At 71.2% G+C, this 22,207-nt stretch carries 22 protein-coding genes and 3 pseudogenes; 10 read left to right on the top strand and 15 right to left on the bottom strand.

The genetic code is table 11. From position 1 onward, the window contains the following. Positions 1-101: 101 nt before the first annotated feature. The gene (locus ABZY45_RS17350; RefSeq protein ID WP_356740793.1) at positions 102-596 is read left to right on the top strand and encodes a DUF1772 domain-containing protein; all 495 of its coding nucleotides are present in this window, start codon (positions 102-104) and stop codon (positions 594-596) included. A 39-nt stretch (positions 597-635) separates the two neighbouring features. Here ABZY45_RS17350 and ABZY45_RS17345 read toward each other — a convergent pair whose 3' ends face one another. Beyond that, entirely contained in the window at positions 636-1,121 is a 486-nt protein-coding gene (locus ABZY45_RS17345; RefSeq protein ID WP_356740791.1) for a GtrA family protein, read from the bottom strand. A 242-nt stretch (positions 1,122-1,363) separates the two neighbouring features. Between ABZY45_RS17345 and ABZY45_RS17340 the strand changes: the two genes are divergently transcribed. Further along, on the top strand, positions 1,364-2,947 hold the full coding sequence (locus tag ABZY45_RS17340) for a hypothetical protein (RefSeq protein ID WP_356740789.1): 1,584 nt from the start codon (positions 1,364-1,366) through the stop codon (positions 2,945-2,947). Positions 2,948-3,003: 56 nt separating this feature from the next. Here ABZY45_RS17340 and ABZY45_RS17335 read toward each other — a convergent pair whose 3' ends face one another. From ABZY45_RS17335 to ABZY45_RS17325, 3 genes are all read right to left on the bottom strand, one after another. After that, positions 3,004-3,480 (bottom strand): hemerythrin domain-containing protein, encoded by a 477-nt coding sequence (locus ABZY45_RS17335; RefSeq protein ID WP_356740787.1) that lies wholly within the window; start codon positions 3,478-3,480, stop codon positions 3,004-3,006. A gap of 79 nt (positions 3,481-3,559) precedes the next feature. Continuing rightward, a complete protein-coding gene (locus tag ABZY45_RS17330; RefSeq protein WP_356740785.1) occupies positions 3,560-4,072 on the bottom strand; it encodes a hypothetical protein in 513 nt (170 codons plus the stop codon). A gap of 33 nt (positions 4,073-4,105) precedes the next feature. After that, complete coding sequence (locus ABZY45_RS17325) at positions 4,106-4,681, bottom strand: YbaK/EbsC family protein (protein WP_356740783.1); 576 nt, start codon at positions 4,679-4,681, stop codon at positions 4,106-4,108. Between the two features lie 396 nt (positions 4,682-5,077). Here ABZY45_RS17325 and ABZY45_RS17320 point away from each other — a divergent pair, with 396 nt between their 5' ends. Further along, positions 5,078-6,097 carry an alpha/beta hydrolase gene (locus ABZY45_RS17320; RefSeq protein ID WP_356740782.1) on the top strand — a complete coding sequence of 340 codons (1,020 nt, stop codon included), beginning with the start codon at positions 5,078-5,080 and terminating at the stop codon, positions 6,095-6,097. A gap of 32 nt (positions 6,098-6,129) precedes the next feature. On the opposite strand, the gene ABZY45_RS17315 is transcribed toward ABZY45_RS17320, so the two are convergent. Together ABZY45_RS17315 and ABZY45_RS17310 are read right to left on the bottom strand one after the other, a co-directional pair. Next, positions 6,130-6,930: an SAM-dependent methyltransferase gene (locus tag ABZY45_RS17315; protein ID WP_356740780.1), complete on the bottom strand. Its 801-nt coding sequence runs from the start codon at positions 6,928-6,930 to the stop codon at positions 6,130-6,132. 226 nt (positions 6,931-7,156) lie between these two features. Further along, positions 7,157-8,497, bottom strand: coding sequence for an MFS transporter (locus ABZY45_RS17310; RefSeq protein ID WP_356740778.1), 1,341 nt, complete (start codon positions 8,495-8,497; stop codon positions 7,157-7,159). A 45-nt stretch (positions 8,498-8,542) separates the two neighbouring features. Between ABZY45_RS17310 and ABZY45_RS17305 the strand changes: the two genes are divergently transcribed. After that, on the top strand, positions 8,543-9,862 hold the full coding sequence (locus ABZY45_RS17305; protein WP_356740776.1) for an aminotransferase class I/II-fold pyridoxal phosphate-dependent enzyme: 1,320 nt from the start codon (positions 8,543-8,545) through the stop codon (positions 9,860-9,862). 83 nt (positions 9,863-9,945) lie between these two features. On the opposite strand, the gene ABZY45_RS17300 is transcribed toward ABZY45_RS17305, so the two are convergent. The 4 genes and pseudogenes from ABZY45_RS17300 to ABZY45_RS17285 all read right to left on the bottom strand — a co-directional run bounded on the left by ABZY45_RS17300 (position 9,946) and on the right by ABZY45_RS17285 (position 12,025). Next, positions 9,946-10,602 carry a YceI family protein gene (locus ABZY45_RS17300; protein WP_356740774.1) on the bottom strand — a complete coding sequence of 219 codons (657 nt, stop codon included), beginning with the start codon at positions 10,600-10,602 and terminating at the stop codon, positions 9,946-9,948. A 243-nt stretch (positions 10,603-10,845) separates the two neighbouring features. Beyond that, positions 10,846-11,133 (bottom strand): annotated as a pseudogene (locus ABZY45_RS17295) (ATP-binding protein); the annotation flags it as partial. A 17-nt stretch (positions 11,134-11,150) separates the two neighbouring features. Further along, positions 11,151-11,567 (bottom strand): VOC family protein, encoded by a 417-nt coding sequence (locus tag ABZY45_RS17290; protein WP_356740772.1) that lies wholly within the window; start codon positions 11,565-11,567, stop codon positions 11,151-11,153. Between the two features lie 98 nt (positions 11,568-11,665). Beyond that, entirely contained in the window at positions 11,666-12,025 is a 360-nt protein-coding gene (locus ABZY45_RS17285) for an AraC family transcriptional regulator (RefSeq protein ID WP_356741085.1), read from the bottom strand. Between the two features lie 105 nt (positions 12,026-12,130). Between ABZY45_RS17285 and ABZY45_RS17280 the strand changes: the two genes are divergently transcribed. Then, a complete protein-coding gene (locus ABZY45_RS17280; protein WP_356740770.1) occupies positions 12,131-12,511 on the top strand; it encodes a hypothetical protein in 381 nt (126 codons plus the stop codon). 34 nt (positions 12,512-12,545) lie between these two features. Here the strand turns inward: ABZY45_RS17280 and ABZY45_RS17275 are convergent. Beyond that, a pseudogene (locus tag ABZY45_RS17275) lies at positions 12,546-13,431 on the bottom strand (MarR family transcriptional regulator). Positions 13,432-13,977: 546 nt separating this feature from the next. Between ABZY45_RS17275 and ABZY45_RS17270 the strand changes: the two are divergent. Further along, positions 13,978-17,526 carry a WD40 repeat domain-containing protein gene (locus tag ABZY45_RS17270; protein WP_356740768.1) on the top strand — a complete coding sequence of 1,183 codons (3,549 nt, stop codon included), beginning with the start codon at positions 13,978-13,980 and terminating at the stop codon, positions 17,524-17,526. Between the two features lie 15 nt (positions 17,527-17,541). On the opposite strand, the gene ABZY45_RS17265 is transcribed toward ABZY45_RS17270, so the two are convergent. Then, positions 17,542-17,841, bottom strand: a complete 300-nt coding sequence (locus tag ABZY45_RS17265) for an NIPSNAP family protein (protein WP_356740766.1) — start codon at positions 17,839-17,841, stop codon at positions 17,542-17,544. Positions 17,842-18,050: 209 nt separating this feature from the next. On the opposite strand from ABZY45_RS17265, the pseudogene ABZY45_RS17260 reads away from it, so the two are divergent. Next, a pseudogene (locus ABZY45_RS17260) lies at positions 18,051-18,933 on the top strand (helix-turn-helix transcriptional regulator). Beyond that, positions 18,930-19,133: a DUF397 domain-containing protein gene (locus ABZY45_RS17255; RefSeq protein WP_356740764.1), complete on the top strand. Its 204-nt coding sequence runs from the start codon at positions 18,930-18,932 to the stop codon at positions 19,131-19,133. The pseudogene ABZY45_RS17260 and the gene ABZY45_RS17255 overlap by 4 nt, the downstream one beginning before the upstream one ends. Before the next feature lie 183 nt (positions 19,134-19,316). Here ABZY45_RS17255 and ABZY45_RS17250 read toward each other — a convergent pair whose 3' ends face one another. Then, positions 19,317-19,511, bottom strand: coding sequence for a hypothetical protein (locus tag ABZY45_RS17250; RefSeq protein ID WP_356740762.1), 195 nt, complete (start codon positions 19,509-19,511; stop codon positions 19,317-19,319). Positions 19,512-19,602: 91 nt separating this feature from the next. On the opposite strand from ABZY45_RS17250, the gene ABZY45_RS17245 reads away from it, so the two are divergent. Beyond that, positions 19,603-20,091, top strand: coding sequence for a hypothetical protein (locus ABZY45_RS17245; RefSeq protein WP_356740760.1), 489 nt, complete (start codon positions 19,603-19,605; stop codon positions 20,089-20,091). Between the two features lie 49 nt (positions 20,092-20,140). Here the strand turns inward: ABZY45_RS17245 and ABZY45_RS17240 are convergent, their stop codons facing one another. Further along, on the bottom strand, positions 20,141-21,046 hold the full coding sequence (locus ABZY45_RS17240) for a hypothetical protein (protein WP_356740758.1): 906 nt from the start codon (positions 21,044-21,046) through the stop codon (positions 20,141-20,143). 109 nt (positions 21,047-21,155) lie between these two features. Beyond that, positions 21,156-21,422, bottom strand: a complete 267-nt coding sequence (locus ABZY45_RS17235) for a hypothetical protein (protein ID WP_356740756.1) — start codon at positions 21,420-21,422, stop codon at positions 21,156-21,158. Between the two features lie 103 nt (positions 21,423-21,525). Here ABZY45_RS17235 and ABZY45_RS17230 point away from each other — a divergent pair, with 103 nt between their 5' ends. Beyond that, a complete protein-coding gene (locus tag ABZY45_RS17230) occupies positions 21,526-22,143 on the top strand; it encodes a proteophosphoglycan 5 (RefSeq protein ID WP_356740754.1) in 618 nt (205 codons plus the stop codon). The last annotated feature ends 64 nt before the right edge of the window (positions 22,144-22,207 follow it).

Below are 22,207 nucleotides of genomic sequence, written 5' to 3'. Positions count from 1 at the left end.
GAGGGACAGCCGACGAGGACGCCGGTGCCCGTCTCCGACATCGAGGGCCGGCCGGGGCGCCGAAGCCGCCCTGGGTGCGGGACACGTGTGAGGAGCCGGACATGAGAACCCTTCAGACCGCGGCGCTCCTCGCGTCGGCCCTGGGAGCCGCCCTGATGGCCGGGCTGTTCTGCGCGTTCGCCTACGCCGTCATGCCGGGCCTGTCCCGCACCGACGACCACGCCTTCGTACGGAGCATGCAGCACATCAACCGGGCCATCCTCAACGGCTGGTTCCTGGTGCCCTTCCTGCTGCCCCTGCCGCTGCTCGTGCTGGCGACGGTCCTGGCGGCGATGGGGCACAGCCCGGGTGCCCTGCCGTGGATCGTCGCGGCCCTGGCTGCGTACGCGGCGGCGTTCCTGGTCACCGGCACACGGAACGTCCCGCTCAACGACGCGCTCGACAAGGTCCCGTCGGACGCCGCCCCTGACCGGCTCAGGGAGGCGCGTGCGGCGTTCGAGGACCGGTGGGCCGGATGGAACACCGTGCGGGCCGTCCTCCACACCGCGTCCCTCGGTGCCCTGCTCTGGGCGCTTCACCTGCACGGCTCGGCGTAGACGCGCCGGTCGTGGTCCCGTGGGGCCCCAAGAAGTCCGTCAGGCAGCCACGGCGAGAGCCGGCTTGACGAGGGCGGGGGCGGGGGCGCCCACCGGAATCGCGGCCGGGGCGAAGACCACGATGCGCAGCAACGCGAAACGCCCCACCCCGGCCACGGCGGAGGCCGACAGATACACGGTCTGCTCGACCAGCGCCGAGGGGGAGTCCTGCACGGCGTGCAGCACGAGCAGGGCCGCCGTGGTGAACACGTAGCTGACGGCCACCGTGAGCCCGGACTGCAGGTGGACCCGCCACCCCCTGCGCTCGCTCCTGAAGGAGACGCGGCTGTGCAGTTCCGTGGCGATCACCGTGGAGACGACGGTGATCACCGCGTTGGCGACGACCAGCGGCAGATGAACGGCGAGCAGCACCAGTGCACCACTGGAGGCCAGGCCCACGCCGCCTCCGCAGACGACGAAGCGTACGAAGGCCGCGACGAGCGGGTGGGCGGTGCGCGGCACGGGGCGGTGCGCTGGGGCGGTCACGGGAAGAGCCTCCGGTCGGAGTGCGGAACGGTGTTCTGATTCCACCTCACAGTCTGGGTCTTTCGCGTCCACCGAACGATCCATCCAGACCCCCTACTTATGTGGGGGTAGCCCCCCGGTGCGCCCTGGGGGACAGCCCTGCCTCAAGGTCAGGGAGAAGGCCGGGCCGCGTGACCCCACGCCCCTTCTCTCGTTGACCAAGGCCGCCGCCGTCCGTCGTCCGGCGCAGGTGAGGAGCGGTCATGCACGTACCCCAGCCGGTGCGCCCGGCGCCCTCCGGTCCGGAACCCGCTGCCCCGGCTCCCGCCCGCTCGCGCGCCGCCGGGCCGACCACCTCTCTCCCGCCGGCCGGACGGGGCAGGGGCTCGCTGCTGTGGCTGACGGTGGTCGCCATGGCCTTCGCGGCGGTCCAACTCGCCTTCGTCGTACCAGGATCAGGGCTGTCGTGGGACGAGACGGTCTACGTCAGCCAGGTCGGAGGCAACGTCCCGCCCGCCTTCTTCAGCGCCCCGCGCGCCCGCGGCATCACCTATCTGGTGGCTCCCGCGGCCGCGCTCACCGCCTCGACCACGACGCTGCGGATCTACCTGGCCCTCCTGTCGGCCGCCGGGCTGCTCGTCGCTCTCGGGATCTGGCGCAAGGTCCTGCCCGTACCCGTACTGGCGGGCGCCGGGGTGCTGTTCGCCGGGCTGTGGCCGACGCTGTTCTACGGCCCGGCGGCGATGCCCAACCTGTGGTGCGCGCTGGGAGCCCTGGCCGCGACCGGCTGGGTCGTCAGGGCCCTGCGCGGAGGGACCGGCAGAGCGGAGGTGATCGGGGCCGGAGCGGCGGTGGCACTGGTCGCGCTGATGCGCCCCGCCGACGGATTCTGGCTCGCGCTGCCGACGGCCGTCATGGCCGTCCTGCTGCCGGGCCGGCGGCTGCCGGGCATGTGCGCCGCGCTTCTCGCCGGACTGGCGGCGGGCTGCGCCCCCTGGGCCGCCGAGGCGTACGCCCACCACGGGGGTATCGCCGCCCGGCTGCACCGGGCCGGTGAGATCCAGGGCGGGCTGGGCTGGAACATCGCCGTCGACGACCATCTGCGCGCCCTCGCCGGCCGCACCCTGTGCCGCCCCTGCGACATCGGCTGGGAGAGCCCGGCCACCGCGGTCTGGTGGGTGGCGCTGCCGGTGCTCACCCTCGGCGGGGTCCTCGCGGCACGCAGGGCGGGCCGGGGTGCCGCCGCGCTGGTGGCGGCGGTCAGCGGGGCCGCGATGGCGCTGCCGTACCTCTTCCTGGTCGGATACGCCGCGCCCCGCTTCCTGCTCCCCGCCTACGCGCTGCTGTCCGTCCCGGCGGCCGAATGCGTCGCGCACCTCTTCACCCGGACGCTGCGCGCCCGCAGGCCAACCGGTGCCGCCCTGCTCGCCCTTGCCCTGGCTGCGCATCTCACCGTGCAGTTCCTCGTCCTGAGCCACGTGGTCCGCATCAGCCACGCCACCACCTCGGACTTCGCCGCGGTGGCCCGTGCGCTGAACCGTGCGGGGGTGCGCCCTCCGTGCGTGGTCAGCGGGGACCAGGCCGTGCCGGTCGCGTACTACGCGGGTTGCGCCTCGCGCCAGACCGCCGGCCACGACACGAGCGTCACCACAGAAGCCCTGCGGGCAACCGCACGTCACCTGCCGACAGCCGTCCTGGTCCAGGAAGGGAACGATCCGCCCGCCTTCGCCCACGGGACGCGGACCGTACCCCTGCCTTCCGGCAGAGGCGCCAGGGCTCTCCAGGGGTATCTGCTGCCGGCGTCCGGCGCGCACCTCACCGCGACGGCGACCGGACGCTCCGGCTGACCGGACCGTGTTCTCCTGCCGCGCCGAGCGGTGGGGGAGCGAACGGCGGGTCGAGGTCACGGCCGTCCGAGGCCTCCGGGAGCGCCGGGGTGCGCCCTCCGCCACGCTGCCATCGAGAGGTCCCACTCGTCCCCGGACAGCGCGGTCAGTGAGGCCGGGAAGAGACCGTCCTCCTCCTTGGCGATGTGGTGGTGCAGCTCGTCCACAGCCGCACGCAGTTGTACGACGTCGTCGGCGCGTGCCAGATCGACACGGCCGAGGAACACGGCGAGTTCGCGGTGTTCCCGTACGAGAGCGTCGATGTATCCGGAGTACTCCGGATCGCCGCTCATCACCGCGAAGAGCCCCTGCTCCTCACCCTGCCAGTGGGCACGCAACTCCCGCTCCATGCGGGCGACCAGTTCCCCGGCCAGGGTGCTGTCGCCCTGGTCCAGGGCGCGCAGGGCGTCGCCCGCAGTGTCGGTGACGGACTCGTGCTCCGCGATGAACTCCTTGATCAGAGGGATCTCGCGGCAGCCGCAGTAGTGGCACATCAGCCCACCGTAGCCCGGAAGATGGCTTACGGGCGGTTTGTTCATTCCGTCGGTCGCCGCCACCGTGCCGGGAGCGGGGTCAGAGCTTGGTCAGTACGCCCCGCCATGTCCATCCCGCGCCGAGCACCGCCTCCCGCAGGGGGTCCTTCATCTCGGCGGGGTCGAAGCGGAACACCTCGGTCGTCCGCAGACGGCCGTCGGTACCCCGCCCGAGGGTCCACTGCCGGGAGACCGCGGTCACCTGTCCCCGCGCGTACTCACCCGACATCCTGAGCCGAGGGGTGTCGCCGGCCCAGGTCACCTCCCATTGCTCGTCGAAGGTGCGGACCTCGCGTTTCTCAGGGACCAGACGCATCCGGGTCTTCAGCGTCCGGTCCAGCCGCGTCCGCACGAAGAAGGGCCGCATCGCGGGCTCCGTGATCCGCCACTCCGCGACCAGTCCGACACCCTCCTCGGGCGTGGCACCGCGCACGCGGTACGGCACCTCCGGCCCGTTGACCGCGAGCAGCGCGGCCCGGACCTCCTGCTCGGAACGCGGAGTGATACCCCTCTCGGGATGCCTCGTGCCGGTCAGCCTGTCGAAGATGCCCATCAATTCGTCCTGTCCACTCGGGGGCGGAGGGCCTCACGACTCCGGTTCAGGCGCCGGCTCCGGGCGAGAGGGCTGGGCTGCGACCGGGTGGATGCGCGCGCCCACGCGCAGCAGGTGGTCCCGGTAGTCCCGCGTGTCCAGAGCCAGTGAGCGGTCCAGGCGTGCGGCGTTGAAGAAGATCTCCTCGTGCTCCAGCACCCCCGGATCCACGACGAGTTCGAGATCAGGGTGGAAGCTGAAGGGGAGGATGGTGCCGCTCACGCTTCCCGAGAGCTCCTCCGCCCGTTCCGCCGAGGCGAACGAGACGTAGCTCCCCTCGGCCAGCGCCTTGAGGCCGGGCAGGTCGACCCGGGCGTCCCCGGGGACCACGGCGAGGAAGTACCGCTTGGTGCGCTTGCCGGTCTTGACCATGACGACCAGGCACTTGGCCCCTCGGGAGACCGGATGCCCCCGGAGTGCGCTGACCTCCTCGGTGCGTCCCTCGGGGGCGTGGTCGATGACGCGGTACCGGGCGCCGTGCTCGTCGAGCAGCGACACGAGCCGCAGATAGGCGTCGCCGCCGGTGACGTCCGCGGACTCCTGTGGGGCGGACGCAAACTGCTGGGGCACGGTGACCATCCTTCGTCGAACAACCGCGGGGCCTGGGTGAGGCGTTGCCGTCACGACGATAGAGGGTGCGCACGCGGTGTCGCGCACCACCCGAAGTGGTTCCGCCCGATCGTATGTCGGCCGGCACGCCCACAGGAGCCTCGCTCCCGATGCCCGCACCGTCCACGTCGACAACGGGCGGGCATCAGGAACGGCGCGGGACGGCGACGGTCCGGGCCGGTCGTAGGGCGCGTCGGCGGGCCCTGTCACCGCCCGCGTGTTACGAATGCCGGGCCGACGGACGACCGCCTCCGCGCCCCACCCGGGCGCCGCCTGAAACGCGCCGGTAATCCGCTCGGCGCGGGAGTTTCCTACCCTCGCTCGGAAAACGTCGGAGCAGCAGACGGAGGCGGTGCCGTGGCCGGCGCACCAGCACGCGGACGACAGGCCGGACGCGGCACAGGGCTGTCCCACCGCACCATCCACGGCTACCGCCGTGCGTACCGGATGGCGGGGGAGGGGCCTGCCATCCTCCTGATCCACGGCATCGGCGACTCCTCCGCCACCTGGGCGGAGGTGATCCCCGAACTGGCACGCCACCACACCGTGATCGCCCCCGACCTCCTCGGGCACGGCTCCTCCGACAAGCCCAGGGCCGACTACTCGGTGGCCGCCTACGCGAACGGCGTCCGGGACCTGCTGGGCGTCCTGGGCATCGAGCGCGCCACCCTGGTGGGGCACTCGCTCGGCGGTGGCGTGGCCATGCAGTTCGCCTACCAGTACCCGGAACGGACCGACCGGTTGATCCTGGTGAGTGCGGGCGGCGTCGGGCGGGAGGTCAACCCCGTGCTCCGGGCGGTGTCCCTCCCGGGCGCCGACCTGATGCTGTCCATGCTGCGCCTGCCCGGCATGCGTCACCAGGTCGGCCTCTTCACCCGGCTGATCAAGCTGCTCGACACCGACCTCGGCCAGGACGCGGACGAACTGCTCGACCTCGTGGACGCCCTGCCCGACTCCACCTCCCGCAGTGCCTTCATCAGCACCCTGCGCGCGGTCGTCGACTGGCGCGGCCAGGTCGTCACGATGCTGGACCGCTGCTATCTGGCCCAGGGGATGCCCACACTCCTGCTGTGGGGCTCACGGGACAGCGTCGTCCCCGTCCACCACGCCTACGGCGCCCACGCCGCCATGCCCAACAGCCGCCTGGAGATCTTCAAGGGCGCGGGGCACTTCCCCTTCCACACCGATCCCACCCGCTTCCGGGACCTGGTCGAGGACTTCATGCGCACCACGGCGCCCGCCGACTGGAGTCAGGAACGCTGGCGCGAACTCCTCCGCGCCGGCCGCCCGGGCACCACGCAGGGAGCACCCGACCCCGCTTTCGACCGGGCCGTGGAGCGAGGCCTGCGGGAGGCGAGCGAGCGCAGCGCCACCTGAGGGGGCGTACGGCCGCGGGCCTCCCGCTCCCGCTACGCCTTCCGGGCCACGGCGCACCACATGGGCAGGCTGTCGTCCGGCGTGTCTCCCGGGGCCGGCCGCCAGCGGGTCAGGGTGACCACGCCCGGCTCCAGGATCTCCAGACCGTCCAGGAAGCGCTCCACCTCCTTCTGCGCGCGCGGGGTCGCCGAAGCATGGCTGGCGGCGCGCTCGTTGTAGATCCGCATGGACTCGGCCACCTCGGGGGCGGTGACGTCGGCGGCCGGATGCGACAGGACGAGGAAGCTCCCGGGCGCCAGGCGGTCCAGCAGACGGCGGGTGATGTCCCACGGGTCCTCGGCGTCCTTGATGTACTGCAGGATCGCCACCAGCATGAGGCCGACCGGGCGGCTCAGGTCCAGGGTGCGGGAGGCCGCGTCGAGGATCGTGTCCACGTCCCGCGCGTCGGCCTGCACGTAGTCGGTCTGGCCTTCGGGGCCGCTGACCAGCAGGGCCCGGGCGTGGGTGAGCACGATCGGGTCGTTGTCGACGTACACCACACGCGATTCGGGTGCGGCCTGCTGGGCCACCTCGTGGGTGTTCTCGGCGGCGGGGATTCCCGTACCGATGTCGAGGAACTGACGGATGCCCTCCGAGGCGAGGTGACGCACCGCCCGGCCGAGGAAGGCCCGGTTGGCCCGGACCGACGGCACGATGGTCGGATTCGCCCGGGCGGCGAGCTCGGCCGCCTCCTGGTCCACCGGGTAGTGGTCCTTGCCGCCCAGCCAGACGTTGTAGACGCGGGCGGGGTGGGCGTTGGTGGGGTGGGGGGTGGGCAGCGCGTAATCGTTCATCGTTCGTCACCTCGTGCGGCCAAGACGGCCAGATCGGCCTTGTGTTCGGCCACGGTACCCCGCTGATCCACATCGGATCGCCGACCAGGGCGAACGTACGGGGTACGGCGGGTGACGTGGCGAACTCCCCTGCCGCGCCCGCCCGATGCGCTCCGTGTACGCCCGGGAGCCCGGTGGTCCGCCGGGACTGCGCGCGCACGCCCCGTCCCGGCGACGGCGCCCCGCCTCACGTCCCGGGCGCATGGGGAAGCGGCGGTGCGGCGGCTCGGTGATCCGGTTCCGCGATGGGCCCGGTGTCCGGCACGTCGTGGGCCGGGCCCGGCGGGGCCGGTGCGGCCGCCGGCCTGACGATGCGGTGCTGGGCCAGGCAGACGGCCACCAGCGTGGCCCCCAGCACCGGCCAGGCCACCGCCCCGACACTCACGGCGGCTCCGACGACGACGGGGCCCAGGCTTCGCTGTGCCGACTGGGCCAGGCCGTGCACACCGAGGTAGGCGCCCTGCGCCTCACCGGGGGCGAGAGCGACGGAGAGCTCCCAGGAGGAGAGGGCGTGCAGGATCTCGGCGATGCTGAACGCGACGGCTGCGAGGAGCACCGCGCCGGTGGCGAACCAAGGTCCGCCGTTCGCCGAGACCGCGAGCGCCACCCCGCCCGTCAGGAACGCGGCGCCGATCGGCAGGAGCAGCCGGCGCGCGCCCGCTCGCGTCTCCCCGAAGCGGGAGAGAGGTACCTGGAGCGCGATCACCAGCACGCTGTTGAGGACGAGGACAAGGGGCGCCAGGCCGGCCGGGGCGGTGGTGGCGTGGACGATCCACAGGGGGAAGCCCACCTGGAGCAGACTGTCGTCCAGGAACAGCCAGACCTCCGTACCGGTGAAGGCGAGATAGCGACGGTCGCGCCAGGGGGTCACCGCACCCGCGGCGGCGACGGGCCGGTCCGCCGAGGCGACGACGCGGCTGGGGGCGGGCGGCTCGGCGCACCGGAGGGTCAGGAGCGCGATGACGAGATACGAGGCGACGTTGGCCACCAGGAGCGCCTGGTAGGACCCGGTGGTGCCCACGGTGAGCGCGGCGGCGGCTCCCGCCGCGCCGACCGCCCATCCGATGTTCACCGCTGTGCGCTGGATGGCCTGGTAGCGGACGCGGTGCGGACCCGCGATCCGTGCGGCGAAGAGTTTGGTCAGCACGCTCGACGCACGGTCGGGCAGCGCCCCCAGCGCCGAGAAGAGCGTCAGCAGCACGGGGTCGTGCGTGGTCAGGAGGGCCAGCAGGGCCGCACCCCGCGCCAGTTGGGCGACGACCAGCACGCGCGTCACGGGGAAGCGGTCGGCCAGCCGCCCGGCGAGCGGTGGGCCGGCGATCCCGAGGATCCCGGACACCCCCAAGAGGACGCCGATCTGGGCCACCGACAGGTGCGCGACGTAGATGAAGTAGAGCGTCGAGGCTCCGCTCCACAGGCCGGTGCCCACCTTGTCGATGACGGCGACCACCAGCATGCGCCTGCCGTCCCGGCCGCCCGGCACGGCGAACCGCCGGGCGAACGGGATGCGGCTCGATGTGGGTTCCATCAGCCCCCCTTGACATCATCTTTGTATCGGTACAAACTCTGTTCTGTGGCAGAACAATATGGCATCGCTGGTGGTACGGCCAGGGAGATTTCGGCGTCCGTGGAGAGCCGCGTGGCCGACGGCACGCTCGGCCCGGGCTCCGCGCTGCCCCCGGTGCGCAAGCTCGCCGAGGATCTCGGCGTAAGCGCCGGCACGGTCGCGTCGGCGTACAAGGAGCTGCGCGGGCGCGGCGTGGTGGTGACCCTGGGGCGCGGCGGCACGGTGGTGGCGTCGGTCCCCGCCGTCACCTCGCGGCGCCCTCCCCGGGTGCCCGAGGGGCTGCGGGACCTGGCGGGAGGCCACCCCGACCCCGCCTGCCTCCCGGTGCTGAGCCCGCCCGCGAGCGTTGCCCCCGCGCCTGGGTCGCACCGTGCGTCCCCGAGGCTCGCGGCACTGGAGGACGCCGCCCGCGCCTGGTTCGCCCGGGACGGGGTGCCGACCGGTTCGGTGACCTTCGCGCACGGGGCACTGGACTGCATCGGCCGGCTGCTGTCGACCGAGCTCAGGCCCGGCGACTCCGTGGCCGTGGAGGACCCCGGGTTCCATCACCTTCTCGACCTCGTGCCCGCCCTCGGTCTGCGGATGCTGCCGGTGACCGTCGACGACGAGGGCATCCGGCCCGAGGCGCTCCGCGCCGCGCTGCGGGCCGGGGCCAGGGCCCTGGTGTGCAGCCCGCGTGGCCAGAGCCCGGCCGGTGGACGCTTCACCCCGGCCCGGCGTGACGAACTCCTGTCCGTGCTGGGTGACTTCCCCGAGGTCCTCGTCGTGGAGGACGACCACAACGCGGAGATCGCCGGCGCGGACGCGGTGACCCTCGTGTCCGGAGGGCTGCCCCGCTGGGCCCAGGTGCGTACGGTGTCCAAGCATCTCGGCATCGACCTGCGATGGGCCGCCCTCGCCTGCGACCCGGCCACTCTCGCCCGTCACGACGGACGTCTGCTGCTGACCTCCGGATGGGTGAGCCACATCCTCCAGGCCACCGTGGCCGACCTGTTGGCCGATCGGTCGGTCACCCGGCTGGTGGCCGACGCGGCCCGCACCTACACCGCCCGCCGCGAGGCCCTGCGCTCGGCGCTGGCCGAGCACGGCATCGAGGCCCGCGGGGTGAGCGGTCTCAACGTATGGGTACCCGTCCGCGACGAGTCCGCCGTCGTCAACGGGCTGCGCACCCGGGGCTGGTGGACGGCGGCGGGGACCCGCTTCCGCATCGCGACCCCACCCGGGGTGCGCGTCACCACCGCCACTCTCACCCCGGCCGAAGCGACGGTGCTCGCCCGCGACTTCGCGCAGGCTCTCGCCGAGTCACAGGCGGTGTACGGAGGTTAGGCGCCGCCGACGCGGGGCGCCGCGGGTCAGGGGCTGCGGCGACCTGACCCGGCATGCGGGCCGCCGGATCTGAGCGGCGGCCGTCAGGCGGCGGCGGGGGTGCGGATGGCGGCGATGTCGAACTGGAGCCGGAGCCGCTCGCTCACCATGGCGCCGCCCTCGGCCAGCCGGGCGTTGTAGGTCAGTCCCCAGTCGGAACGGTTGATGGTGGTGGTCCCGTCGAAACCGACGCGCTCGTAGCCGAACGGGTCGGTCACATAGCCGATGTAGGTGAGATCCAGGGTCACGGGACGGGAGATACCCCTGATCGTGAGGTCACCGTTCATGCGGTAGACGTCCTTGCCGACGAGCTGCACGTCGGTGCTCACGAAAACGATCCGCGGGTGGCTCCTGGCATCCAGGAAGTCGCGGCCGACCACATGGGCGTCACGTTGTTCCACGCCCGTGTCGACACTGGCCGTGGCCAGCGAGATCTCAGCCCGGGACCGCTCCGGACGACGCCCGTCGAAGTAGAGACGGCTCTCGTACTCCAGAAACGCGCCGCGAACCGTCGTCACCATCGCGTGCCGCACCGAGAAGCCGATCCTGCTGTGCGCGGGGTCGATCATCCACTCTCCGGTGAGAGCCGCCAGTCGCGGATCCGGCGAAACGGCGGCACCGGCGGCCACCGGAGCGACGGACGGCTCCTCGGTGCGGGGCTCCGGGCGTCGGAGCAAGGAGCTGCGGCTGAAGAGGTTCATGACAGTTAGTTACTCTGGGGTAAGTGACGCCCGCAAGAGATGATCAAGGAACCCGAACATTCATGGTCGGACCTTCACAAGGTGACGTCCTGGCAAAGCTCCGGCGGTAGCCGAACGTACTCGGGCCGAAACGCGATCGCTCACGGCCGAGCCGGCGGAGCCCCTGCACGGAGATGGCTTTCCTCGTGTCGTGCAGGACCGTGAGCGACGGCAGAGCGGTCACACCCGCAGAACACGCACCGGCTACGCGGAGACCTCCAGAACGGCCCACACCGTCTTGCCCGGCCCGTCCGCGCAGTGGTACCAGCCCCAGCGGTCGGCGAGGGCGGCGACCAGGAGCAGGCCGCGGCCGCCGTCCTCGTCGGATGAGGCCGTTTCGGCGGGTGTGGGGAGGCGCTCGCCTCTGCTGTCGGTGACCTCGATGCGGATGGCTGTGCCCTCGGCGGTGAGACGGAGGCGGAAGTCCCGGCCGGATGCATGGCCGTGGCGCACGGCGTTGCTGCTGAGCTCGGCGACGGTCAGCGTCAGTGCGCCGCCGCCTTCGGTTCTCAGCTCTTCGGCTTCGGCTGGGTGAAGCGGAGGTGGTTGCCGAAGGGGTCGCGCAGGCCGCAGTCGATTCCGTACGGCCTCTCCGTCGGCTCGTCGGTGAACTCCACGCCCCGAGCCAGCAGTGTCTCGTACGTCCCGCGGCAGTCGTCCGTGGTGAGGATGAGCGCGCTGCCCAGTGCCCCCTTGGTCAGCAGTTCGCGGACCTGCTCCGCCGTCTCCTCGGACATCGCCGGAGGGCCGGGCTTCTCCAGCAGGACCTGGCGGTCCGGATGCCCTGGGACGCTGACCGTGAGCCAGCGCATGAATCCCATGTCGACATCGGCATTGACCTCCAGGCCGAGCTTGCCGACGTAGAAGTCGAGGGCCTGGTCCTGGTCGAGAACGTAGATCTGTGAGTGCGTGATCGCGTTGAACATGTTGACCACGCTAATCGGCGGAACCGACGAAAACTTATCCGAAACTGCTCGGTCGGCGGTCGGCGGTCGGCGGTCGGCGGTCGGTGCCGACAGGCGGCTCAGGCGCTCGGCCGCGTCCATGCCTTCGTGAAGCACGTGGGCACGTCCGTGGCCGCCGACTCCTTGCGGTACGTCCTCGGCGACCGGCCGACGATGTCGCGGAACGTGCGGCTGAACGTGCCAGTGCTGCCGAAGCCGACCTCGTAACAGATGTCCGTGACGCTTCGGTCGCTCTCCCGCAGCAGGAACATCGCCCGCTCGACGCGACGGCGCTGCAGATAGCGGTGCGGGGTCTCGCCGAAGGTGGCGCGGAAGGTGCGGGCGAAGTGAGCCGGGGAGACATGGGCGATCCGGGCGAGGGCAGGCACGTCCAGCGGCTGCGCGTACGCGCGGTCCATCGCGTCCCGCGCGCGGAGCATACGGCGGTTGGTCTCTTCGGCGGTACGGCTCACAGCACCATCCCACCACAGGACGGCTGCCCGGAGCTGGACGGCACTGTCGTACCCCGTCAGTAGGCTCGGACCATGAGCGTCTCCCTCTACTACTGCGCGAGCCGGGCCACGCCGCTGACGGGTGCCGAGACGGCCGATGTCGGGCGGATCGTCGCCGCCCACATGGCGTCCTTCCCGTACGAGGACCAGGAAAGCCTGTACCTCTACGACAGCGATGACAGCCGGCCGGAAGAGGTCGTCGCCGGTTCCACCAAGATGCCGATCGATCCCGGCAAGGTGCTGCCGGTGCTCGACCATGTGCTGGGTTCCGTCTCCGAGTTGCGCCGCGCTCTGCCGGGAGCGGAGTGGCGCGTGCACATGGATGACCTCGACGTCCCGTGGGATGAGACCGAGGGCTACGCCTTCCCCGGCATGCGCGATCCGGATCTCGCCACCGAGCTGGGTGGCTTGTGAGGTCCCCGTCCACCGTCGGCGATGGGCGCTGCGGTCAGGGCAGTCGTGTCAGCTCGCGGAGCCGGCTGACCAGCGCGTCGACATCGCGTTCGGCCGGCGGACCTGCGGGCGCTGTCGGAGTGGTGTCCGACGCGGCGGTGCGACAGCCCCGGCACAGGCCGTCTGGCAGAGCTTCGGGCGTGCCAGGACGGCCGCACTCGGTGCACTCCGCCGGCAGGCGGCGCCCCCAGGTGACGGCCGGTGCGGGAGCGGTGCTGCCGGTTGGCAGCTTGTCGGTGAGTCGGCGGCGTACGAGGCCCTCGGGGGAGCCCACCTGTGCGGGGAGACCCGCCGTGAGGGCCTGGGTGAGGTAGTCGGCATCCACGCCGCGTGTGAACCAGGCGGCGGCCAGGGGCTCAAGGACGCGGCAGTCGGCTGGAGAGGGCGAGGCGCGAGTACAAGCGGCCGAGCTGGGCCAGCGCGAGGTACGCGGGAGAGGGCGCGATCTGGGCCGCCCCGTGCGTGCGCTGCTCGGGCACGGCAGGGTGAGCGGGCGCGGGGTGCGTCATGCTCGCGGCGGCGGCCTCGGAGGCAACCGCGGTCTGTGGCGGGGCGGGCTCGGGCGGTGCGGCCGGTGATGTGGTCGTGTTCACGGGTGACGCAGTGACCGGGGCCTGCGCACCTTCGCCGGCCGACGGGGGAGTGGGTGTCGCCTCAGGTGCGGGGTGGCTGCCCTCGGTGGTCAGGAACGTGTCCCACCACTCGTTGTCGCGGGCGGTCCGGGACCAGTAGGTGCGAGACACCCAGCGAATCTGGTCCCGCTCGGCAGCCAGGCAGCATACGCGCCGCAGGTGCCCCGCCACCCCGAGGGCTTTCAGGGCGCTGGAGACGGCCATCTGGCCGTACAGAGGCAGGTGTTTGGCCAAGGACTTGATGTCCATCGCCGCGCCTTCGGGGAGCCGGTCGACGTATCCGGCGATGTACCGCTCGCGCTCCGGCACCAGGGCTAAGTCGTCGGCCCGGTGTTTGCTGCACCGCGTCGGGGTCGACTCGTTGGGGGCGCCGTAAGCAGTCGTGACGATGTGCTGCAATCTGATCACCGTCATGTCAGCTGGCCGTGACGAGTGGGGAGGGTAGGGAGGTTTCCCCCAAGCCCTTCTTTCACCTACCGGGTGGACAACATCGCTCGAATCCCGAAGCCCGCGTCCCGGCTCTCGTGTCCCGAAGCTCAAGTGTCGGGTTCGAGCCCTGAGGGAGCCCCTCCAATGAGTGAACGCCCCGGCCCCGGCGCTCGGCGCTCGAGTCCCAAGTCCCGGGGCCTTGCCCACGCTCTGCTCGCCGCTTCACCCCGACGATGGCTTGTTCTGCCACACGCTGTTGAGATAGACCCGGTGCAGCCCTGAAGATGGCTGGGGCAACAGGGAACGGGGGCACGTTGTGCTGCGGAGCGAAGACGGCCCGACCGTCGGTGCGCCATGAGGCAGCGGATGCAGCTCGCGCTTCAGGTGATGCTGGTACTGGTCGCGAGCCTGTTCGGCATCGTCACCAACTACGCCACCGGGGCCGACGAAGCCCCCTGGCTGTTACAGGTCATCCAGAGGGCATCCGTCCCCGCGATCGGTGTGCTGGTCGTCGCGATGGTTGTGGGCCAGGTCGTGGTGTACCGGCTGGAGAATCCGGCGCCACCGCAGGTCGACTGGCCACGTGACCGGGTCCCGTACCCCGGACTGGATGCCTTCGCGGAGGACGAAGCGGCTGTGTACTTCGGACGGGAGGCTCTGGCCGCCGAGTTGACCCGCAGGCTGCACACATCCCCGGACAGGCCGACCGACCGCTTCCTCGTGCTCGTCGGCGCATCCGGGAGCGGGAAATCTTCCCTGGTCAGAGCTGGTGTCATGCCTCGCCTGCGAGAGCGCCGTTGGACGCTGATCCCCGCCTTCACTCCGGGGCCGAACCCGCTGGGCGCGATGGCCGCGGCCATCGCAGCCGCAGGTGGAGGACAGGAAACCGCGGGTGCAGTCCTGCGACGTCTGCGACAGGGACCCACTGCCCTGAGGACCGAACTGACCCGCCTGCGCGGCGGCCGGTTCCGGCGCGTGCTGCTGGTGGTGGACCAGTTCGAAGAGGTTGTCACCCTCGCCGGTGACCGGGAACGCGCCCAGTTCCTCGACACGCTCCGCCTGTGCGTGGAGCAGGACCCGAGTGTTCGCGTACTCGCCACCCTGCGGGTGGACTTCCTCGCTCGGCTCCTGACCACGGGCCACGCCGAGATCTGCCAACATCCCGTCACCGTCGGCGCGCTCGGCAGGGGGCAGTTCGCGCAAGTCGTGGAAGGCCCGGCCGCGCTGGTGGACCTCTCCTTCGCGCCGGGCGTCGTCGACGCCATCGTCGACGACGCCGGCACGGACGACGCCCTGCCGCTGCTCGCCTACCTCCTCCAGGAGCTCTACTTCGCCTCCGGCCCGGGCGGGACCGTGACCGTGGAGCTGTACCGCGAATTGGGCGGCGTGGCGGGCGCCCTCGCACGGCAGGCGGACCACACGGTGTCCGAGCTCGACCATGCCGACGGGATCGCGTTCGTCCTGCGGGTCCTCCTTCGGTTCGTGACGGTTCAAGGTCAGGAGGTGGCTCGGAAGCGCGTTCCGCTGTCCGAGCTCACCGACCGGGAACGGCGCGTCGTGGACGCGTTCATCGACGCACGCCTGTTGATGTCCGACGCGGCCGGCGACGGCACCCCCGGCCAGGAGGAGCCCTACGCACAGGTGACGCACGAGGCGCTGTTCCGCCAGTGGGCCCCGCTCCGCCAAGAGGTCGAGTCACGCGTGGACCAACTGCGCGAGCGCGCCGAGCTGGAGCGGTGGGCCGAGGACTGGGAACGCTCCGGCCGCAATGACGATTACCTCCTCACGGGGGAGCGGCTCTCCCTGGCCCAGCGCAGGCTCACCGTGCTGGAGGAGTCAGGCATCGCGTCCGAGCCGGTCCGTGTGCTGGTGCATTCGTCGCAGCGGCGCGATCTGGCCTTCCTCCGCCGCGTGTCGGACAGCATCGGCCAGTACGCTCTCGGAAGCGCGGAGACGCACCCGGAGCGGGCCGTCCTCCTGTCCCTGGCAGCGCTCGGCGAATGCACACCGACTCCCTCGGCCCGCCGCGGCCTCATGGCGGCGCTCGCCGCGAGCCACCTCCGCACGCGCGTGGATGCGCACACGGACACCGTCAGGCACATCGCCTGGTCACCGGACGGCGGACGGCTGGCCACCGCATCACGTGACGGCAGCGCCCGCATCCTGGACGCCTGGTCCGGGCAGTCGCTGCTCGTCCTGCCGTCCGACGGGGCGATGGTCGAATCGGTCGCATGGTCGCCGGACTCCGCCTACGTCGCGACGGCGGGGCGAGAACGTGTCGTGCGTATCTGGGACGCCGCTTCGGGCGAGTCCGTCCGCCTGCTGACCGGAGCCACGGACATCGTGAGGCAGGTGGCCTGGTCACCTGACGGACAGTACGTCGCCGCCAGTTCGAAGGACTGCGTCGTACGCGTGTGGGAGGCTCGGACGGGGAGCCTCACGCAGGCTTTGGAGGGGCACCGGAACGACGTGTGGGGCGTTGCCTGGTCCCCGGACAGCACACGTCTCGCCTCGGCATCGCACGACCAGACGGCCCGCGTGTGGGGCCTCGCCACTGGTGCCACCGATGTCGTACTGGAAGGCCATACGGACTTCGTCGAAGGCGTCGCCTGGTCGCCGGACGGTCTCTCCATTGCCACAGGCAGCGGTGACCACACCGCCCGTATCTGGGACGCCCGGACCGGTGCCCTGCGGCTGCTGCTGCGCGGCCACACCGACTACGTGTGGAACCTGGCCTGGTCCCCGGACAGCAGGGCCCTCGCCTCCGCGTCCTCCGACCACACCGTGCGCCTCGTCAGCGCCCAGGACGCGAAGGTCCTGGCCGTGCTGCGGGGGCACAGCGACACGGTCTGGGGCGTGACCTGGTCGCCCTCCGGCACCCAGCTCGCGACGAGTTCGACCGACGGTACGGCGATCGTGTGGGACCTGAGGCCGCGGGGAGCGGAGGTCGTCGCGGCCGACGGCCACCGCGGCCCGGTGAACCAGGCAGCCTGGTCCGCCGACGAACAGCGGATCGCCACCGCATGCGACGACGCGACCGTACGCCGCTGGGCCTCCGGCGACGGGACCCCCGTGGGAGAGCCGCTGAGGCTCGACGACCGGGTCTGGAGCGTGGCATGGTCCCCGCTGCCCCAGGACGGCAGGCTCGCGCTCAGCACGAACGACGGTCTCTTCCGCATCTTGAACGACACCGGTGCCGTGCTGGTCGAGCAACGGGGAGAGGTTGTCGAGTCGTGCACCTGGTCACCCGACGGCCGCCGCATCGCGACCGGCGGACACGACGGTATCGTGCGTGTGCGGGACGCAGACACCGGCACCGAGCTCATTTCTCTGGCCGGCCACCAGGACTGGGTCGGCCGCATCGCCTGGTCACCCGGCGGGCGACTCCTCGCCAGCGCATCGGACGACCGCACCTGCCGCCTCTGGGACGTCGCGGAGAGCCGCCAGCTCACCGTCCTGCGTGGCCACGACAATTACGTCGACGACATCGCCTGGTCCCCGGACGAACAGCGGATCGCCACGGCCTCCGGGGATTGGACGGTGGCGGTGTGGGATGTCACCACAGGCCGTCGCATGGAAGTGCTCAAGGGCCACGAAGGGCGCGTCCGTTGCGTCGACTGGTCTCCCGACGGCCGCTTCATCGCCAGCGGCTCGGACGACCGGACAGTCCGTGTCTGGAACGCCGACACCTTCGAGGAGGTCGCCGTCGCAGGCGTCCACCAGGACAAGGTCTCGTCGGTCGCCTGGTCCCGGGACAGCACCCGGCTGCTCACCGCCTCCTTCGACGGAACCGCTCGCATCTGGTCCGCGGACCCCGACTACGACCGGCTCGAAGCCCACGCCAGGGGGCGTGTCTTCCGGACCCTTGACGAGGACGAACGGCGACGGCACCTGCTGCCCCTGGCGGGGGCGTAGACGGCGCGCGTCGGCTCAGTACCACTCCTCCACCGTCCGCTCCTCGGTGCTGACGAGGTAGTCGTCCGGATCGAGGTCCATCGACTTGCGGGCGGGGGAGTCCCAGTACATCGCGTTGCGCTCGGCGAACGTCTCCGGACCCTCGTAAGAGATCAGCCAGACGAACTGGTTGCGCTCCCGATCGACCCAGGCGCCGCCGATCGCGAACCCCAACTCAAGACGCAGCGGCAGGATGTCGGCCTTCCACCGCTGCGCCCACTCGTCCAGCAGGCCTTCGCGGACGGTGTAGGTGCGGAGCTGGGTGGTTTTGGCCATGAGGGGTGTCCTCTCGCGGGTCGACTCGGTGCGCCACTGCAGAGGCTATGTGCTTTACAGGGGGCGGGGATGGACGATCATCGGCCTGCTTGTACCCACTCTTTGGAGGGAGCTACCGGCGAACGCCGTGCAGGCGTGCGAACAGGAGTTGTGTGACGGTGGGGCGCGAGGGACGTGGTGCGTGTGCGTACGGGGACAGGCGGTGGCGGATGACGCAGGACGAGATGGATGCGGGCGTGGGTACAGAGGAGGGCGCGGAGCGCTCGTCGGGCGCCTCCGCCCAGCCGGAGGGCAAGGCGGAGAACGGGGTCGCGGTCGCGTTCGGGCGGCAGTTGAAGCTGCTACGGGTGAGAGCGGGGCTGGACCGGGTGGAGTCGGCAAGCGAGGGGGATACGCGGCGCAGTCGGTGGCCTCGTTCGAGCAGGGCGGCGGATTCCTCAGCCGGAGTTCACTGACAAGGCGGACCGTGTGTTGGACGCCGGGGGACTGCTGGTGGCGCTGAAGGAGGAACTGGCGCGGTCGCAGTATCCGGCGTTCTTTCGGGATGCTGCGCGGTTGGAGGCGAAGGCGGTAGCCCTCTGTGTGTACGGGCTTTATGCGGTGCCAGGCCTGTTGCAGACGGCGGACTATGCGCGGGCAGGATTCCAGCAGGAACGGCCGTTGCTTGACGATGAAGTCATTGGGCAGGGAGTGTCAGCTCGACTGGCCAGGCAGGAGATCTACGATCGACGCCCCGCACCGCTGTTGAGCTTCATTGTGGATGAGGCTGTACTTCGCAGGCCGATCGGCGGTCGGACAGCGCTGCAAGGCCGGCTGGAACACATGCTGCGCCTCGGTGAGAAGCGCAACGTCGAAGTGCAGGTGATGCCCCTTGACCGTGAGGACCACGCGGCACTCGGCGGACCTTTCACGCTGATCGACACTGCACACGGGCAGCGCATCGCCTATGCCGAAGTACAGGGTGACAACCGTCTCTGCACGGGCCGCGCAACGGTCCGCGAGCTCGAAGCCCGCTATGGCATCATCCGGTCACAGGCTCTCACTCCTCGTGAGTCCTCGGAGTTCATCGAGAAGCTTCTGGGAGACAAATGACCATCCACCACACCAGGCTGGCGACACTCGATTTGGCGTGGTCCAAGAGCAGTTACAGCACAGGTAACGGCGGCGAGTGTGTCGAGTTCGCGGCCGCAGCAAACCACGTGTACATCCGGGACTCGAAGCAGGTCAACGGCCCCGTGCTGACCGTAGGGCCGAAGGCCTGGGCTGGGTTCGTGGGGCTCGTTACTGGCTGATCAACGTGCGTAGAGGGCCCGCCGCGACGCCGAACCAGCGCTGCGGCGGGCCTCTCCCGTTCGCATAGGTACTACTCGTCCACGTTCTCCTCGCGGCGGATCATCCGCCACGCCGCGGCTGTGCCGGGGCGGCCCGCCCCGGCAGAGAGCTGATCTTGACGGGTGCGATACGGGAACGCTCCTTCACGGCAGCAAGGGCCGGCCCTCACGTGCGGCCGCGAAGTGCTCGGGCCTGAGTGCCTCTTCACCGTATTTCGCGGTGAAGGCCCGCACGCGGCCCAGCGCGGAGTCGGGGTCGGGCGGGCCCTCGCTCACGGTGAAGCCGTAGACGGCTTCGGCGAAGGCGATACCTATCTGTTGCGGGTCGTTCATGTCCATGGGCGAACTGTAGGCCGAAGGTCTGACATGGAGCCCCCTCGATATCGTTGCTGCCGGTGGCCGAGCGCGCCGGGCGCGGGGGAGGACGTCGATGAGCGTGGTGCGGAAGCTGAGCGGTGCGGGGGCGGCGGTGCTGCTCGTCGCGACGGCGGTCGGCTGCACGGGGAGCGGGCGGGGCGAGCCGACCGCATCGGCGGGTGCGCCCGAGGTGCGCACCGACGCCTCCCGACTGGCCAAGTGCGTGGAGTTGCCGGGGAGACCGGAAAAGGTCCGCTGGCGCGTCCGGACGCTGGGGACTGTCGACGGCAGAGCGCCCGGCCCTACCGACCACCAGCTGGAAGGTGTCATCTGGCTCGTCGACGGGGAAGCGGCGCGGTTGAGCGCCGAGGGGCCCTGGGAGCCCGAGCCCTCCGGCGCGTCCGTACCGGAGGAGTTGTCTCCCACACTCGGCAAGGTGCACGGCTGGACCAGGAACACCGGTCTCGAGGACGAGGCGGCCGAGGGAGCGCCGCACTTCCTCCTCAACCAGGGAGCGAACGCCCTCTACGTCTGGGCGCTCAACCCGCAGTGCCAGTCATGAGCGATGCCCTGGGCTGCGGATGAGGCCCGACGCCGCGGGGCGCCCATGACTACTGCGCGGCGGCCATCCACAGTTCCACGTCGGTGAGGATCAGGCGGCCCGGCCGCTGCGTTTCGCTGTCCGGGACCACCGCCCGCACCACGGGCTGGTCGCCCTTCTCCACGGTCACCTTCGCCCCGTCGAACTTCGGGGACTCGTCGCTGATCACCTTCCGCAGATCGGCCTCCAGCTTCTTGGCCGCCGCGTCGTCCTCGACCACGAAGCACAGCACCTCGGTGTTCGCGGCGGCGGACTCGGCCCGCTGGCCCAGGGCGGCCAGGCGCACCGGGTTGGAAGAGCGGAGCGGATTGAAGTCCGCGCGGTAGACGTCGCCCAGGCACTCGGCGGCGCGCCGGAACTCCTTGTCGTCGGCCAGCGAGGAACCCTCCTCCGGGTCGACGGCCGCCATGGGGTCGGAGTCCCGGGCCGAGTAGGAGATCTCGTCCTCCGAGACCTGGAGCGAGGCCCCGCTCCCCTCGGGATGCGACCAGACCTCCTCGCCGTCCCGCTCGCCCCGCTCGTAACCGCCCGACTTCAGCGCCTTGGTCATCGCCGGCACGTCGAACGAACCCTCCCAGTGGCCCGCCTCGTCGGTGTCGACCGCGGTGTCGATCTGGGAGACCTTGAACCGCTTCCCCAGCAGGCCGGGCTGATACGGGTTCAGCAGAGGGCTGCTCGGCTGCGAGACGGAGGCGAACCGCTTCGGGTCGTCCTTGCTCAGCTTGCGTACCTCGTCGGCGTCGAGGAACGACACCTGCTTCCCGCGGGTGTCGTCGGCAAGGGATCCGAGCCCCGTGAGCAGCTTGGACCCGCTGTCCCCCTCCTCGGAGCCGGACGAGCAGCCGGTGCCCGCGATCAGGAGGACAGTGGCGAGAACGGTGGCTCCGACGGCCGGTTTGCGTGCTGATATGCGCATGATCAAGCAGCGTATACCGAGGCCCGGCGGAGGACACGGCTGCGCGTGCTCCAGGGCTTCCCGGCTCCGCGCGGAGACCTCGCCGCCCGGCCCGGCCGTACGGCGGACGTCAGACGATACGGGTGAGTTTCTTCGCCGTGCTGCAGTGCTCGGTCCGTCCGTGGCGCCACAACTGCACCGCGGTCAGGGTGAGGAGCGCGGCGAACACGGCGAGGAGGGTGCCTGCGATCGCCGCCTGCCGGCCGCCTGCCGCCGAATCGTCGAGGGAGAGCAGGCCTAGGGCCGAGAGCAGCATCCCCGCCACGTACACCGAGCGGACGCGCCGTAGCTGCCGCACCGCACGAGGAGCAAGAGCAACACGCTTCACGAGAGCCATGCCCCCTCCGTACCCCGTGTGGGAGCGATGAGACACCGCTGCGCCGTTGTTTTCCGGGCACCAGACGGGGTGACCGCCCATCGCCCGGTGTGAGGAGCCGACCGTGACCCTCGTGCAGCTCGACCTTCCCGACCCGACGGCCATGCGAGGACGCTGGGCGGCACTCGCCGCCGTGCAGGCCGCCGCAGGGCACGGTGAGCGGTGCCGGGCCCTCCCGCAGCTCTGGCACTACGACGACGGGCACGGCAGCTGGGCGGACCTGCACCATCTGGGCGAGGGGCGCGCCGTGCTCCTCGGGCAGGACCGGAACGAATCGCAGACGTTCTACGCAGAGGCGTCGGACTTCTTCGAGGAGCCGGAGACGGACCTGCTGGCCGGTGCGCCCGGCTGGTGGGAGCCGCCCGTGCGCCGGGTGCGCGAGGAGCAGCTCTTCCTCGGCTTCGTGTACGGCTACGACGGCAGCGTCTGGCAGCGTGCGGACTACGAGAGCGAGGACGGGTTCAACGCTCTCCGCCTGCCGGCGCTCAGCGGCGAGTGGACCCGTGAAGCCGTCGTGGCAACCGCCCGGCGCGCCGGTATCCCGGCACCCGCACAGGAGTCCGTCGACGCGCTGATCGCCGCGGATGCCGCGCTCGACCCCGCCGCGGTGTCCGCCGTCGTCCCCGCCGGCTGGGACGCGGAGGCCGGAGCGGTGGCGGGCCGTCTGTTCCTGACGGGTTGACGCGGGCGTTCAGCAGGGGCGGCCTCCGTTCGGCAGGGTTGACCCCGCGTTCGGCACTCGTGAA

Source organism: Streptomyces sp. NPDC006516, from assembly GCF_040611875.1.
Classification (GTDB): domain Bacteria; phylum Actinomycetota; class Actinomycetes; order Streptomycetales; family Streptomycetaceae; genus Streptomyces.
This window is presented reverse-complemented; position numbering and strand designations above follow the sequence as displayed.